General features: G+C 69.7%; 10 protein-coding genes, 1 tRNA gene, 1 pseudogene and 2 CRISPR repeat arrays. Of the genes and pseudogenes, 9 read left to right on the top strand and 3 right to left on the bottom strand.

Going from position 1 to position 15,688, the window contains the following annotated elements; all coding sequences use genetic code 11:
* Positions 1–17: 17 nt before the first annotated feature.
* Entirely contained in the window at positions 18–302 is a 285-nt protein-coding gene (locus tag E6W39_RS29405) for a hypothetical protein (RefSeq protein ID WP_101380170.1), read from the top strand.
* Positions 303–467: 165 nt separating this feature from the next.
* Here E6W39_RS29405 and E6W39_RS29400 read toward each other — a convergent pair whose 3' ends face one another.
* Entirely contained in the window at positions 468–785 is a 318-nt protein-coding gene (locus E6W39_RS29400) for a hypothetical protein (protein ID WP_220140277.1), read from the bottom strand.
* 263 nt (positions 786–1,048) lie between these two features.
* Positions 1,049–1,109 (bottom strand) — tRNA-OTHER (locus E6W39_RS39810).
* Between the two features lie 366 nt (positions 1,110–1,475).
* Positions 1,476–2,786: a CRISPR direct-repeat array (repeat unit 28 nt; unit sequence GGACCATCCCCGCGAGCGCGGGGCCGAC).
* 194 nt (positions 2,787–2,980) lie between these two features.
* Between E6W39_RS39810 and istA the strand changes: the two genes are divergently transcribed.
* The 3 genes from istA (at position 2,981) to cas3 (ending at position 10,447) form a co-directional block, all read left to right on the top strand.
* Positions 2,981–4,456 carry an IS21 family transposase gene (gene istA / locus E6W39_RS29395; protein ID WP_141638016.1) on the top strand — a complete coding sequence of 492 codons (1,476 nt, stop codon included), beginning with the start codon at positions 2,981–2,983 and terminating at the stop codon, positions 4,454–4,456.
* Between the two features lie 60 nt (positions 4,457–4,516).
* Positions 4,517–5,290: an IS21-like element helper ATPase IstB gene (istB, locus tag E6W39_RS29390; RefSeq protein WP_141636072.1), complete on the top strand. Its 774-nt coding sequence runs from the start codon at positions 4,517–4,519 to the stop codon at positions 5,288–5,290.
* A 151-nt stretch (positions 5,291–5,441) separates the two neighbouring features.
* Positions 5,442–7,239: direct repeats of the CRISPR family, unit length 28 nt; unit sequence GGACCATCCCCGCGAGCGCGGGGCCGAC.
* A 163-nt stretch (positions 7,240–7,402) separates the two neighbouring features.
* Positions 7,403–10,447, top strand: a complete 3,045-nt coding sequence (gene cas3, locus E6W39_RS29385) for a CRISPR-associated helicase Cas3' (protein WP_141636071.1) — start codon at positions 7,403–7,405, stop codon at positions 10,445–10,447.
* A 198-nt stretch (positions 10,448–10,645) separates the two neighbouring features.
* Here cas3 and E6W39_RS39805 read toward each other — a convergent pair whose 3' ends face one another.
* Complete coding sequence (locus E6W39_RS39805; protein ID WP_181799493.1) at positions 10,646–10,786, bottom strand: hypothetical protein; 141 nt, start codon at positions 10,784–10,786, stop codon at positions 10,646–10,648.
* A 459-nt stretch (positions 10,787–11,245) separates the two neighbouring features.
* Between E6W39_RS39805 and E6W39_RS43165 the strand changes: the two are divergent.
* From E6W39_RS43165 to cas5e, 5 genes and pseudogenes are all read left to right on the top strand, one after another.
* Positions 11,246–11,407: pseudogene (locus E6W39_RS43165) on the top strand (hypothetical protein); the annotation flags it as partial.
* A 62-nt stretch (positions 11,408–11,469) separates the two neighbouring features.
* Positions 11,470–13,005 (top strand): type I-E CRISPR-associated protein Cse1/CasA, encoded by a 1,536-nt coding sequence (gene casA, locus E6W39_RS29380; RefSeq protein WP_267286774.1) that lies wholly within the window; start codon positions 11,470–11,472, stop codon positions 13,003–13,005.
* 14 nt (positions 13,006–13,019) lie between these two features.
* Positions 13,020–13,610, top strand: coding sequence for a type I-E CRISPR-associated protein Cse2/CasB (casB, locus tag E6W39_RS29375; RefSeq protein ID WP_228718404.1), 591 nt, complete (start codon positions 13,020–13,022; stop codon positions 13,608–13,610).
* A 71-nt stretch (positions 13,611–13,681) separates the two neighbouring features.
* A complete protein-coding gene (gene cas7e / locus E6W39_RS29370; protein WP_141636069.1) occupies positions 13,682–14,818 on the top strand; it encodes a type I-E CRISPR-associated protein Cas7/Cse4/CasC in 1,137 nt (378 codons plus the stop codon).
* Positions 14,818–15,687 carry a type I-E CRISPR-associated protein Cas5/CasD gene (gene cas5e / locus E6W39_RS29365; protein WP_141636068.1) on the top strand — a complete coding sequence of 290 codons (870 nt, stop codon included), beginning with the start codon at positions 14,818–14,820 and terminating at the stop codon, positions 15,685–15,687. The genes cas7e and cas5e overlap by 1 nt, the downstream gene beginning before the upstream one ends.
* The last annotated feature ends 1 nt before the right edge of the window (position 15,688 follow it).

Raw genomic sequence — 15,688 nt, 5'->3', positions numbered from 1 at the left:
AGGGAACAGCGCTGACCATGCCGTGGGGGGACCACCGGTCCGCCAACTCCGCAGACTCGCTGCGACTGGCCGCCGCCGTCGCCGAGATAGAAGGGCTGCACGCGGCCCTGCAGCACACCACCGACCCAGGCCGGCGGCGCCGCCTGCGCGCCGACCTGGCCCGCGCCGCCGCCCGGCTGGCCTCGCTGGCCGCCGCGCCGCCGGGCGCCATCCCGCAGCAGGCCCGGGGGAACTCGCGCCGCGGGCGCCGTCGCGCGGCCCTGGTGCGCGGCGCCCGGTGGCTGGCGGACCGGCTCGGCTGAGCGGGCCGGCCGCGCGTGAAGGGGCGGCGACGGGACCTGGAGTCCCGCCGCCGCCCCTCGGTCGGCCGCGCCCGGACCGGCGTCAGCGCCTCCGACGCCGGACCGGTGGGAGGCCCCGCCCGGCGGAGCCCTGCCATCCCCCGGCGGCCGCCGTTCGACGGCCCGTCAGGCCTTGAAGCTGCCCGTCCCCGAGACGTGCGTACCGTGCCCGGGCTTGAGCTGCCCGAGGGTGAGCGCGTTCTCGGTGAGCGGGAAGGTGCAGTACGGGTCGGTGTAGACCGTGATGGTGGAGTCGGTCAGGTTGTCCAGCACATGCGCGTCGAGTGGCAGCTTGGTGCAGCCGTGCGGGTCCTTGTAGACGTCCAGCGGCCGGAGCTGGGTGCTGTAGACCACCACCTGACCGGAGGCGGCCTGAGCGGGCGCGGCGGCCATCCCGACCAGGGTGGCGGCGGCGAACAGTGCGGAGAGGGCCATACGTCGCATGTGACAAACGATCACACAGCGCCACTGTGCGCATACAACCCGGCGACGGAAAGATCATCCTTCTGGCGCAACGTCAGCGGCCCGCCCGAACCGGCTCCACCAGTCGCCCGTCAGCACCGGGTCGCCGGAATGTCCGCCGTAGGGTGAATCTCGGCGTTGCGCACCGTGCCGCGGGCGCGTCGTGCCCTACAGTTTCGGTCGGGCTCCCCAGGCGTGTCGCCTGGCCAGGAACCCCTTCTCGGGGCCCGGACCTGCGTTCGGAGTAGGGCGGGTGGGACTCGAACCCACGACCCAGGGATTATGAGTCATCAACCCGCCCGCCCTACTGCGTTTTGGCCTGCACCGGGTTGCGCTGCGTTGCAGGTCAGAGGGGCGATAGCTGTTTTGTGCTGCACCACCCCGCATTGGGTTGCACCGTCCTGCCGTTTACCTGACGTTTCCACTGAGTGAGGCTCTGTGGTGCGACGGAACGGCAGTCAGACGCTGACATGGGCGCTCCATCTACTCGCGAAGCCGAGCACGGGGATTTCCGTTCCCAACGGGTACGGTCCCCACCGCCGCAATCGGGCCAAGTCCGGCTATCACCAGGGCTCAACATCTGCGCTGCACGTCATCCCCAGCCAGCCCAAAAGACCTCCCGGCGAGCGCGGGGCTGATCAGCCACGACCGGGCGAGGCCCAGGTGGACAGCGGACCATCCCCGCGAGCGCGGGAGCGACCGGGACCACCAATTCAACAGCGCCACCGTGCAGGGACCATCCCCGCGAGCGCGAGGCTGACGGCGGCGCGGTGACCCCCACGAGTATCCAGCTGGGACCATCCCCGCGAGCGCAGGGCTGACGAGGTGACGGTGTAGTCGATCTCGATGCCGAGGGGACCATCCCCGCGAGCGCGGGGCCGACCGGGCTGCTGGCGGTGCGGCGGGCGGCTCCCGAGGACCATCCCCGCGAGCGCGCGGCCGATTCTGGCAGTTGGGGGAGCGTCGGGTAGTCGCGGAGGACCATCCCCGCGAGCGCGGGGCCGACACCGCAGGTACGGCAACCAGCAGGACGAGCCGGGGACCATCCCCGCGAGCGCGGGGCCGACCACTACGAAGCGGACGCCGAAGGCGGCTTCGACGGACCATCCCCGCGAGCGCGGGGCCGACCGAGCACGCTCACGGCGTGTCACCTCCTGCTGAGGACCATCCCCGCGAGCGCGGGGCCGACCATCAACCCAGCCAGCGACCACCGCCGTTGACGGGACCATCCCCGCGAGCGCGGGGCCGACCATGGTGCGAACGCGGTGCCCCAGGTCGGCAGGGGACCATCCCCGCGAGCGCGGGGCCGACCGAGCACGCTCACGGCGTGTCACCTCCTGCTGAGGACCATCCCCGCGAGCGCGGGGCCGACAGTCTCGCCCAGATGCCAAGCAGCGCAGGAGACGGACCATCCCCGCGAGCGCGGGGCCGACGTCTCCTCGGCGGGCTTCTCGAACACGTTCATGGGACCATCCCCGCGAGCGCGGGGCCGACAGCGCGGCGAGGACGAACCCCCACGCCAGCAGGGGACCATCCCCGCGAGCGCGGGGCCGACGGCGCGGGCGGGGGGCGGTCCTTCATGGGCGGCGGACCATCCCCGCGAGCGCGGGGCCGACGACGACAGCGGCTGCGACACCAGGCCGCCGAAGGGACCATCCCCGCGAGCGCGGGGCCGACCGATGCGCGCCGTGCTGGACGAGGCCGCAAATAGGACCATCCCCGCGAGCGCGGGGCCGACTGCATCGCCCGCAGTTGACCCCCACCTTCAGCAGGGACCATCCCCGCGAGCGCGGGGCCGACGCCGCGGGGAGCTGCTGGCCGAGCCGGGTGTCGGGACCATCCCCGCGAGCGCGGGGCCGACCTGCCGGCTGAACTCCAGCTGCCCTAAACCGCGGGACCATCCCCGCGAGCGCGGGGCCGACACTGCGCATCAGGAGCAGTGTCGGACGGGGCGGGGACCATCCCCGCGAGCGTGACGGCGGCCGTGGCAAAGTCCAGGTGTGCGGCCAGCTGAGTCCAGGCTGATGGCCACCGGAATTCCAGGTGGATGGCCGTCTGACCAGTGGTGTTCCTGATCGCTTCCTTAACTGGAGGAGACCCCTCCGCCCGTTTGCTGGTGTTTGCATGCATCAGCTACCGGCCGGAGAGGTCCTGTGACGAAGTCTGACACGGAGATTATGGAAATCCTTGAGGCGTACGACCTGACCGGGACGGTCTGGTCGGCGGCGACCTTGGCGGGGCACGACCCGAAGACGGTCAAGAGGTATGTCGAGGCCCGCGACAGCGGGCGCAATCCCTATGAGCGAGAGCCGCGGCCGAAGATGATCGACGCGTTCCTGGAGAAGGTCGAGGAGTGGGTCGAGCAGTCGAAGGCGACGATCCGCGCCGATGTGGTCCACGAGAAGCTCGTGAAGATGGGCTACCGGGGCAGCGCGCGCTCGACGAGGCGGGCGGTGAACGCGGCGAAGAGTGCGTGGAAGGCGGGCAAGCGCCGGACGTACCGGCCGTGGATTCCCGAGCCGGGCCGGTGGCTGCAGTTCGACTGGGGCGAGGGCCCGCGGATCGGCGGCCGTCGGACCTGGCTGTTCTGCGCGTGGCTGTCCTGGTCACGGTTCCGGGTGGTGATCCCGGTCTGGGACTGCACGCTGGGCACGCTCGTGGCCTGCCTGGACACCACGCTCAGACGGATCGGCGGGGCACCGACGTATGTACTGACCGACAACGCGAAAACGGTCACCGTCGAGCACATCGCCGGAATCCCGGTCCGTCATCCGCAGATGGTCGCCGCGGGCCGGCATTACGGCTGCCAGGTGGTCAGCTGCGTGCCCTACGACCCCGAATCGAAGGGCGGTGCGGAGGCCACGGTCCGTATCGCGAAGGCCGACCTGGTGCCCACCGATGCGAACCTTCTGCCCGTCTACGACTCGTTCGCCGAGCTCGCCGATGCCTGCCTGACCTGGTGCGACGCAGTGAACTCGCGCCGCCACCGGGCGACCGGGCAGATACCCGCCGACCGCCTGGACATCGAACGCACCACCCTGCACATTCTGCCCGTCGAGCCGCTGGCGCTCGCGCTGGGCGAGGAACGACTGGTCGGCTCGGACCGCACGATCAGCTTCAACTCGGTGCGCTACTCGACCCCGCCGGGCTATACCGGCGCCCGGGTGTGGTGCCGGGTCGTCGGTGAGGAACTCTCCATCACCGCCCGCACCAACTCGGGTGATCTATCGGAGATCTGGCGCCACCAGCTGTCCACCCCCGGGGTTCCGCAGATCATCGACGCCCACTATCCAGACCATCCCGACGGCCGCAGCATCCATCAGCCGAGGCTCCAGCCCCGCTCGGAAGCCGAGATCGCGTTCGTCGGCATCGGCCCCGGCGCCGGGCGCTGGCTCAAGGAAGCCGGACCCGCCGGCGCCACTCGCATCCGCGCCAAAATGGCCCGCGCGGTCGAGCTGGCCACTGTCCTGGGCAACGACCGAGTCGACCAGGCTCTCGGTCTCGCCGCCACGGCCGGGCGCTTCGCTGACGGCGACCTCCTCTCGATCCTGGGACACATCGCGGACAGCAAGCCCGCCGGCGAGGTCGTCCGCGCGGACGAAGCCCACTCCGTCCAGAACGGAACCATCGGCTGGCAGGCCCTCGGCCGCTGAACCAACACGCCGCCAGTCACAGCCATTTGGCTGCACGTCACCAAAGAGAACGGCACCTCCATGAGTTTTCCCAACCCCCCGGCCATCCCCGAAGAACTCGACAAGCTCATGCGCCGCATGCGCCTGCCCTATATGCGCAAAGCGGCTCCCGACGTTCTGGCCACCGCCCGCGCTCAACGCTGGGATCCCGCCGAGGTCCTGCGGCTGCTGATAGCCGAGGAGGTCACCGGCCGCGACGCGGCCACCCGCCGGCTCCGCCGGCACTCGGCGAACTTCCCCACCGGCAAGACCCTGGGCTCCTGGCGGGCCGAGGACTCCACGATCCCCGAACCCACGCAGAACTCCCTGGTCACCCTGGAGTGGATCGGCCGCGCCGAGAATTTGGTGATCGCCGGCCCCTCCGGGACAGGCAAGAGCCACTTCACCGAGGGCCTGGCCCAGGCCGCGATCGAGAAGGACCTGCGGGTGTCCTGGTTCACCCTGGAGACGCTGAGTGCCGCGATCGGGAAGTCGAAGGTCGACGGGTCGACCGCACGGACCGTCGCCCGGATCTGCCGCGCGGACCTCATCGTCATCGACGACATCGGCCTCCTGCCCGTCGGCGAAGACGCCGCCGAGGCGTTCTACCGGATCATCGACGCCGCCTACGAACGCCGGTCCATCGCGGTGACCAGCAACATTCACCCCTCGGGATTCGACACGATCATGCCGAAGACTCTCGCGGGCGCGAGCACCGACCGCCTCATGCACCACGCTCACCTCGTGACCACCACCGGCGACTCGCATCGCCTCGCCGAGGCCCTCGCCGGGAAGGGAGTGGTCCCCTTGAACTGACCCCACCCGCAGGAACACCACTGGCCACACGCCTGGGTTTCTGATGGCCACCAGCCTGGGCCTCCGACGGCCACCTACCTGGGCATCTCAATGACCGTTGACAGAGCGCGGGGCCGACGACACGGCGAACAGGTCGGTGAGGCCGTTGATGGGACCATCCCCGCGAGCGCGGGGCCGACGACAGCGATGCCGTGTCGGGAGCGGTAGTGCTGGGACCATCCCCGCGAGCGCGGGGCCGACTGCCTCCGGCGCGTGCTTCCGTCCCGCCTCCCGGGACCATCCCCGCGAGCGCGGGGCCGACCTCGATGCCGCCCGCACCCGGTCGCCGCCCCGGGGACCATCCCCGCGAGCGCGGGGCCGACTGGATGTCGGCCGGGCGGCGGCCTTCGGCGTCGGGACCATCCCCGCGAGCGCGGGGCCGACCGAAGCGGCCCCCGGATGGTGTCCGGGGGCCGGGGACCATCCCCGCGAGCGCGGGGCCGACCCGGCGCGCCCAGACCCCGAAAGCCGCCCGAAAGGACCATCCCCGCGAGCGCGGGGCCGACGTCGTCGTCTCGCTCGGGCGTGGCCACGGCCCGGGACCATCCCCGCGAGCGCGGGGCCGACAGACACGCAGGAGCGGAAACCGCCAACCTCGGGGGACCATCCCCGCGAGCGCGGGGCCGACCTTCGGCGGGCTGGCCATGGTCGCGGCCGGCACGGACCATCCCCGCGAGCGCGGGGCCGACAAGTGCGCTCCTGCTGACCGACAATGATGCGCGGGACCATCCCCGCGAGCGCGGGGCCGACCGAAGCGGCCCCCGGATGGTGTCCGGGGGCCGGGGACCATCCCCGCGAGCGCGGGGCCGACCCGGCGCGCCCAGACCCCGAAAGCCGCCCGAAAGGACCATCCCCGCGAGCGCGGGGCCGACGTCGTCGTCTCGCTCGGGCGTGGCCACGGCCCGGGACCATCCCCGCGAGCGCGGGGCCGACAGACACGCAGGAGCGGAAACCGCCAACCTCGGGGGACCATCCCCGCGAGCGCGGGGCCGACCTTCGGCGGGCTGGCCATGGTCGCGGCCGGCACGGACCATCCCCGCGAGCGCGGGGCCGACAAGTGCGCTCCTGCTGACCGACAATGATGCGCGGGACCATCCCCGCGAGCGCGGGGCCGACTGCTGGTGCTCCTCGCACGGGCCACGGACGCGGGGACCATCCCCGCGAGCGCGGGGCCGACCGAGCCCGAGGCCGACGACGCGCAGGTGCGCACGGGACCATCCCCGCGAGCGCGGGGCCGACCTGCCGGCGGTGGCGGTGGGCCGGCCGGGGTGAGGACCATCCCCGCGAGCGCGGGGCCGACCTGCCGGCGGTGGCGGTGGGCCGGCCGGGGTGAGGACCATCCCCGCGAGCGCGGGGCCGACCTCTCCCACCCGTCCACGCAACCACCGGCCGAGGGACCATCCCCGCGAGCGCGGGGCCGACCGGTCTTGAGGCTTGGCTCGCGCTCCTCGCCAAGGACCATCCCCGCGAGCGCGGGGCCGACTCGTCGTCGAGCGCCTGCCAGCAGGCCAGCGCGGGACCATCCCCGCGAGCGCGGGGCCGACCGGCGGAAGTCGGCCAGTGGATTCCCCACGGCAGGACCATCCCCGCGAGCGCGGGGCCGACGATCTTGAGCCGTACCGCGCGCACTTCGCCGAGGGACCATCCCCGCGAGCGCGGGGCCGACCACGTAACACCTGAGGCAAACTGGCCGATCATCGGACCATCCCCGCGAGCGCGGGGCCGACCAGCGTGAACAACGTCCCCGAGTCGCTGTCGAGGGACCATCCCCGCGAGCGCGGGGCCGACCGCGACAGCATCGACATGCACCGTCGGCACGCTGGACCATCCCCGCGAGCGCGGGGCCGACACCAGGTCCGCCAGGGTGTCGGGGGTGACCGGGGGACCATCCCCGCGAGCGCGGGGCCGACACTTCTTGAGCTGCGGCTTTACCGCGTCGCCGCCACAGACTCATTCGGTTCGAGGGCCAAGCTGCCGCCTCCCCGCCACTGCTCTGGCAACCCCACGCGCCCCGGCGTCTCAAGGCGTCCGTCGCCGGCCGCTCTGACTGAATTCAGCGCCGCGCACACTAACATGTTCGACCATCGGATACCTGACTTCCATTCAGTTGCCGCCAGTTCTAAGTACCTTGCACCCAGCTTGTCAGATGCGTCACCTAACGTGGCTGCAGCTTCACACGGAATCGAGCATGGGGCGGTGTGCGGGGTGGACGACTGGTGGGGGCGTTACGAGCCCGGGGTGCTGGCAGCCGTAGCGGCGTTGTGGGGGAAGTCGGCCGGGCGGGCTGGTGGGGTGACGAACCTTCTCTTGTCGCACATGCTGGACACCGCCGCGGTGGCCGAGTTGGTGTGGGATCGGTACCTGGCGCCCGTGACGCGCTGGCGGCTGGACGAGTTAGCTGGCGGGCCGGGGCAGGGTCGACGCTTTTTCGCATGGCTCTGCGGTATCCACGACTGCGGCAAGGCGACGCCGGCCTTCCAGCACATGGATCCGGCCGGAGCCCGGGCTGTTCTGGCGTCGGGGCTGACGTGGGACCGGTTCGCAGTGGGTCGCACGTCGTGGCGGCATGACAAGGCTGGCGGCAAGTTGATCCGCCGTCTGTTGACAGCAAATCAGTGGGACGCTGCACACATCGACTGGGTGTGGCCTCTGATCGCCGGCCATCACGGAAAGTTCCCGACTCTCGGCCAGCTCGGCGCCGGAAAACCGAAACTGCAAGGCCAAGGGCCCGCTTGGGAAGCCGCTCAGGATGCCCTGGTCGAGTTGTTCAGCTACGAGGTGGGCTACACGGGTGAGCGACCGTTGCAGGGGGTCCAGCCGCAGCGTCAGCCTTCTCGCGCATTACAGCTCCAGCTGTCCGGCCTGGTAGTGATGTGTGACTGGATCGCCAGCGATGAACGCTATTTCAGTGGCGTCGACGACCTTTCAAGGGTGCGGATGCCTGCCGCGCAGGATCGAGCATCCGCGGCGTGGTCGAAGTTGGGCCTGCGCGGCGGGTGGGGGCATCTGCCGTTTCCAAGCCCGACAGCATTCGCGGATCGGTTCGGCGCACAACCCCGTGACTCGCAGCGGTTGTTGCTCGATGTCGCTGGACGGATGAGCGGGCCCGGCTTGCTGGTTGTCGAGGGGCCGATGGGTGAGGGTAAGACGAAGGCGGCGCTGGCTGCTGTCGAGCTGATCGCGGCCCGGTTCGGTGTGGACGGCGTGTTCGTGGGCATGCCCACACAGGCGACCAGCGACCCCATGTTCAGTCAGGTCCGGAAGTGGCTGGAAGGTCTCAGGGGTGGCCTGGAGGAGCAGGTCGCTCTCCTGCATGGCAAGCGCATGTTCAATCGAGAGTGGCGCGGGCTGCTGGCGGACGTCGAGGATTGGAGTCTCGATGCAGACGCGTGCTTCGCGTCAGTGGGTGAGGACGAGCCAGACGAGTACGGCATGGCGGCTGACTTCGAAGCAGGCGACCACGGCCACCATGTCCGGCGGGCTCCGGCAGAGTGGTTCCTCGGTCGGCGCCGTGGGCTGCTGAGCCCGTTTGCCGTAGGCACGATCGACCAGCTGCTCTTCACCGCGACCCGCACCAAGCACGTCATGCTGCGCGCCGCGGGTCTGGCGGGGAAGGTCGTGGTGCTGGATGAAGTCCACGCGGCGGACGTCTATATGTCTCAGTTCCTCAAGGAGGGCCTGTGGTGGCTGGGCCAAGGGCAGGTACCGGTGCTACTGCTCTCAGCCACTCTTCCGCCTTCGCAGCGCCGGGAGTTGGTGGCGGCCTACCTGGCCGGAGCCCGGTCGGCCGAGGTTGCCGACGTTACCGAGGCAATTGCGGCCGAGCTCGCGGAGCCGGCTGGGTACCCGAGTGTCACGGCGGCCTGGCTAAACTGTGGCAAGCCGCAGTTCCTGGTCGAAAGCACGACACCATGGCGTTCCCAGGGCCTGAACGTCCAGGTAGAGATGCTGCCTGAGCTGCCGCCAGAGACGCAGGCGGCCGAGCGGAGTGCGACAACAGCTGCGCCCCACAAGAGCCTGGTCGAGCTGTTGAGCAAGCGCCTCGGCGACCGTGGCTGTGCGCTTGTAATCCGGAACACCGTCGCGCGTGCGCAGGATTCGTACGAGGCCCTCCGCAAGGTGTTCGGCGCGGATGTCCAGCTACTGCACGGCCGCTTGCACGCGGGCCATCGGGCGGAACGCACAGAGGAGTGTCTGAAGTTGCTCGGGCCTCCTGGTCCGGATCGGAAGCGACCTGGCCGATTGATCGTTGTCGCTACCCAACTGGCAGAGCAGTCCTTCGATGTGGACGCGGACCTTCTGGTGACCGATCTGGCGCCAATCGACCTGCTGCTGCAGCGGATCGGCCGCTTGCATCGGCATGACGGCGTGGTGCGGCCGGAGCGCCTGGCCGTTCCAGCAGTAGTGGTCACCGGATTCGCACCACACGATGACGGGCCACCGTCGATTCTGCCGGCCAGCGAGGCCATCTACGGGCGATATCTGCTTCTGCGCACGGCCGCGCAGGTCATGGCAGCGGGCAAGGACGGCTGGCAGATTCCGGCACAAGTGCCAGGCTTGGTCGCGGAGGGCTACGGAACGGACCAGGGTCTGGTTCCACTCGACTGGAGGCAGGCGCTCAACTCAGCGCGTGAGCAGTGGACGGACAGGCAGAACCGTCGCGCGGCAGCCGCACAGGACTACCTGTTGACCCGTGCCGGCGAGCATGGCGCGCCGAACCTGGCGGGCATGCACTACGCAGGGGCCCATGGGAGCCTGAACGAGGGGCAGTTCGAGGCTCTAGTTCGCGATGGTGAGCGGAGCGTGGAAGTGGTGCTGGTGCGCTACGACGGCAAGGGGCCGTGCGCTGTGTCGGGGCGACGCCTGGGCCCGAACGGCGAAGTGGCGCCCGAGTTGGTCGACGACGTACTGGCGGGCACCGTGCGACTACCCAGCAAGCTGACTGCGACGGCCGAGCAGCAGCTCAGCCCTCTCCCGGGCTGGCGGGATCACCCGTGGCTCCGGTACAGCCGCGCTTTGGAGCTCGATGAGGCCGGGAGGGCGCAGCTGGGTGAGTTTCAGCTGGCTTACGACGAGGCACTGGGCCTGCTGGTGTCAGCCGGGCCGACGCCCAGGTGAGCGGGGTGGACCCCGCCAGTGGAATCCACCCCGCTCGCTGCGATCACGCGGGCAATCTCACCTGTGCCGTCAGGCCAAGGCCAATCGTGACAGCGGTCCAACCCCGCGAACGCGGAGCCGACGCCCGAGGTTGAGCTATGCCGGAACCATCCCCGCGAACGCGGGGCCACACTGGCAGGACTCAGCCGCAAAGACTACTCACTCGTGAAGTGCATCGAACATCCGCGCCGCCGAGGTGACGATGATCAGGAAGATCACCGCGACCACCAAGATGGTGACTTGCTTGAGCACCCTGGAGACCGTGTCACCGCTGATCACACAGGCGGTGACCAGGGTCACGAGAGCAGTCAGGTCCTTGTGGCACCCTCCGAAACGTGCCAGGCTGCTGGGCGTGATGCGCCGCGGACTGTGGGCATCACCGATCGGGAGAGACATCGAGCCTCCAGATTGCCAGGGGCGCCCCAATGGCTGTGCAAGAGCCGGGGCGCCCTTCCGTCGTTGGTGGCCCACCCTAGCGCATCCATACGAGCTGACGTGTCATCAAGTCCCTTTTCGACGCACGTGGTTGAGCTATACCGTTCGACTTCTTGATTCTCCGAAGCTTCGGCGTCACCCCAGGGCTAGGACTCGACGAGGCTTCATCGCCACACCCCAGTCCTGGGGACGCACCCGCGAACGCAGGACCCATCGTCGTCTCCTTGCGGACCTCATACAGGGCCAGGAGCCATCCCCGCCCAGCGATGCGGGGCCGACCGAGAAGTTCAAGCATTCCAGCCACACGCTACTTCCGACAGTGCCATGATGTCATCAACTCACGGCCTATACATGGCCAGTTGGAGGATGTTTCGGGTGCCCAAGTACAACCTGCTCGACGAGCCGTGGCTGACGCTGCGCCCGCTCGGCGGCAGTGCTCCAGAACACTTAGGACTACGGGATGCGGTGCTGCGGGCCGACGAGTTCGACGGCGTGGTGGTCGAGTTCGCCACCCAGTTGCCAGCCTTGCTGCGCCAGGTCCTGCTCCCCTGGTCGGACACGCGCTCGGCGTCCCGGCCAGCCTGGCCGAGCGGGCCGACCGTTTCAAACGGGGGCGCTTCAGCGAGGACGAACGACGAGAGCTGCAAGCGTATTTCGAGAAGCACCGGGCCAGGTTCGACCTCTTCGACCCCGTCGCGCCGTTCGCCCAGGCAGCGCACCTGCGAACACCGAAGGATGAGACGAAGGGCTCAGCCGCGCTGGTGGCAACTGCGGCTAGCGGCAATAACGTTCCACTGTTCGCAGCTCGGACTGACGCCGATCCCCTGGAGCTGACACCGGCTCAGGCCGTTCACTGGCTCCTGCACGCGCACTGCTGGGACACCGCCGCGATCAAGACGGGTGCGGCCGGCGATCCGAAGGTGAAGGCGGGAAAGACGACAGGCAACCCGACAGGCCCACTCGGCCAGTTGGGCGTTGTTGTACCGATGGGCCGCAGCCTGTACGAGACGCTGCTGCTCAATCTCCCCGTGACCCCGAAGTTGCAGGTGGGCCGCCCCCAGTGGGACCGCGATCCTCTCGGGCCCACGTGGGAGTCGCGCCCTTCTGACGGGCTGCTGGATCTGTGGACGTGGCAGGCCCGCCGGATCCGGCTGATCCCCGAAGACCGTAGCGACGGCATCATGGTCACGCGGGTCGTTCTCTGCGCCGGCGACCGGCTCGACCCGGCGCCTGCCACCGAACCGCACACCGCGTGGAACCTGGGGCAACCGACGACACGAAAGGCGAGCGCGGCCAAGGCAGCGGTCGGTGAGCGCCGCCCGCGCCGCCACATGGCGGGAAGGGCCGTGTGGCGGGGGCTTGAGGCGTTGCTTGCGCCCGCCAGGCAGACGACGGAGAAATTCGAGACCAGCGTCCTGCTCGACCAGATCTCGGGCATGGTCGAGGATGGGCAGTTGGCAGCCGAGTACCCACTGCGCATCGAGACCTTCGGGATGGTGTACGGCACGCAGTCAGCGGTGGTGGAAGACGTCTTGCACGACGCGATCCCGCTCCCGCTCCTGGCCCTGCGCGCAGACCAGGAGGTGCACGACATGCTGCTGGAGGTCGCCGAGCAGGCCGAGAAGCTGTCGTGGGCCGTCAACAACCTCTCTGCCGACCTACGGCGCGCTGTTGGGGCTGATCCGATCCCGTGGGACAAGGGGCAGCGCCCCGGCGAGATCCTTCTTCACCAGGTCGACCCGTTGGTGCGGCGTCTTCTGGTTGCCGTGCAGCGTGCCGGTGGTGATGAACTCGTCGAAGAGCTTCGGAATGGGTGGGAGGGCGCTGCCTGGCGGGTGGCGCTGAGTGTGGCCGAGCCGCTGTTCGATGCAGCCCCCGCGACGGCCTTCGCGGGCCGGCGGGCGGCGTCCGCCGGCAAGAGCGCGGAACCGCCGCTGCACTCGCTGGGCACGGCCGCTTATCACTTCCACCGGCAAATGGAAGCGGTACTGCCCCGTCAGGCGGAGGCGCTGCGTGCAGCGCAGGCGCAGCGGAAGGCGGCCCGCGAAGAGTCTGCCGACGAGATGGCTGGAGCTGATACTTGATGGGAGAGCAGAGCGTGGCTAAGCGCCTCTACTGGGACCGGTACGTGGGCCCCGATAGCCGGTGGCGCACCGACTGGGCGACCGGTGGGCCCGCACTGCCGCCCGGTGAGGAACTCGCCGCCCTGCGTGGCGGGTTGGGCAGGCCGGCCATGGACAGTGCCAAGATCTGGCCGTTCTACACCAGTCCGGTCGACGACGTGCTGGCTCTGCAGGATCGGATCTCGGATGAGCAGGAGGCAGAGCACGCCGCCCTCGCCCTGTTCGGTCTGCACCAGCAGAGTCAGGTCGCGCCCATGCACCGCAACGGCGTCAAGGTCGGCCAGGCGCTGCTCGCCCTGCGGCGCAGCGGCAAGTTCAGCGAGGATGCGGTCGACCGGCGGGTGTCCACGATGGCCGGTGCCACCAGCGTGCCCGCTCTGCTGATGCACCTGCGCGGCCTGATCACTCAACTGCGGGCAGTTCAACAACCGTTGGACTACAGCCATCTGATGGCCGACATTCGCTCCTGGCACGACGTGGAGCGGCGACCTGCGGTTCGCCGACGCTGGGCACTCGGCTACCAGGCGTGGCGCCAAGAGCAGCCGGGCGAGAAAGCGCGGACCTGACGGCGAGCGCCTTCTGTCACAGAACTCCCTTAATGCACAGCTATGTTGATCAAACCTCTGAGGAGCAGCGCATGATCAGGCGTCTCTTTGTCGACGTGCACATCCTGCAGACCGTCCCACCGGCGAACCTGAACCGCGACGACAACGGGAACCCGAAGGAGGCCTATTTCGGGGGCAAGCGCCGTTCCCGGGTCTCGTCGCAGGCGTGGAAGCGGGCGACCCGGATGCACTTCGCCGAGCGGTGCGGCCCGCAGGACCTCGCAACCCGGACCAAGCGGATCGCCGGCCAGCTGGCCAAGCGGCTGCAGGCCCGCAGCGGGATCGCGGCGCAGGATGCCGAGCGGATCGCCGGAGCGGTTCTGAAGCCGATGGGCATCACGGCGGGCAAGAAGGCCGGGGACACCGCCTACCTACTGTTCTTCGGGCGCCGTCAGCTGGAGAACATCGTCGACCTGGTCGCCGACGACGCCGTCGATCTGGCGGCGCTGGACGATGAGGCGCTCGACAAGGCGGTCTCCGGTCTTCCCGTGCGCGAGCAGCTGCAGCACGGACACCCGGCCGATGTGGCCCTGTTCGGGCGGATGGTGGCGGACATCCCCGGGTTGAACGTGGACGCCGCGACCCAGGTAGCCCACGCGATCTCCACTCATGCCACGGAGTTGGAGTTCGACTACTACACGGCAGTGGACGATGAGAACACCGCGGACGAGACCGGCGCCGGCATGATCGGCACCATCGGCTTCAACTCTGCCACGCTCTATCGCTACGCCACTGTCGGCGTGCATCAGCTCCAGGAGAACCTGGGCGAGGACAAGGCCGCCCTCGAGGCCGTTGATCTGTTCGTCGACTCGTTCTCCCGTTCCATGCCCACGGGTTACGCGAACTCCTTCGCCCACCGCACTCGCCCCAGCCTCGTCGCGGTGGTCGTCCGCGCCGACCAGCCGGTCAATCTGGTGTCCGCTTACGAGCGGCCCGTCCCGGTCGGCGACGGCGTCGTCTGTACCTCCGCCCTCCGCCTGGCCGGCGAGTACCTCACCGCGACCCGCCAGTGGGGCGACGTCCCGCTCTACGCCGCCGTCTGCCACACCCTGGGCGACGCTGACCCTGAGGCCGCTGAGCTGGCGGAGGCGTTCGGCGTCAACAAGACCTTCTCGCAGCTCCTCGAAGGCCTGCAGGCAGCTCTCAGCTCCGCACTGGACGTCAACTGATGTCCCCTCACTCCGGTACGCCGAATGCGGACGGCACTTCCCCGCGGACGTCGGAGCCGGCACGAGCGGTCCTGCTCCTGCGCCTGGCGGGCCCCTTGCAATCCTGGGGCGACCGCAGCGCCTTCAACCGACGGGAGACCCGCCCTCAGCCGACCAAGTCCGGCGTCGTGGGGCTACTCGCGGCGGCCGCCGGGCGCCCCCGCGAAGCGGACATCACCGATCTGACCGACCTTCACCTAGGCGTGCGGGTCGACCAGCCGGGCACCCTGTTGCGCGACTACCACACCGTCAGCGACTACCGCGGCAGGCCGCTGCCGCAGGCCGGGGTCAACGCCAAGGGCCTGCAGAAGCCGACCTCCCCCGCGAAGGAAACCCACGTCACCCAGCGTTTCTACCTGCAGGACGCGGTCTTCGTCTGTGCCCTCGAAGGCCCGCTGCCTCTCCTGGAAGCCCTGGCAGCCGCGATCCGCCGCCCCTCGTTCCCGCTCACGCTGGGACGGCGCTCCTGCCCTCCGACCCAACCCGTCGTCCTAGGCGACCTGCGCGACCCCGGCCTTGAGGCGGCACTACGCAACGAACCTTGGCAGGCCGGGCACCACGAACGCGAAGCGTTCCTACGCCGCACCCCCGCCGACCGCACCGATCGCATCGACCTGCCCGCCACCCTCGACGACCCAGTCGGCGACGACACCTGGCAGGACGTGCCCCTCACCTTCGACCCGCGCGGCCGACAGTTCACCACCCGCCGCATTCGCCACACCTGGCTCGCCACCCCCACCGGTTTGACCCCGCAGACCACCGCCCGCCGCGCCGCCGACATCGAACGCTCCGAAGGCAGCCACGACCCGTTCGCCCTACTGGGCTGGTGAC

The organism is Kitasatospora acidiphila, from assembly GCF_006636205.1.
GTDB classification, from domain to species: domain Bacteria; phylum Actinomycetota; class Actinomycetes; order Streptomycetales; family Streptomycetaceae; genus Kitasatospora; species Kitasatospora acidiphila.
The sequence above is the reverse complement of the archived record's forward strand: the minus strand, read 5'-3'. Positions and strand labels throughout refer to the sequence as shown.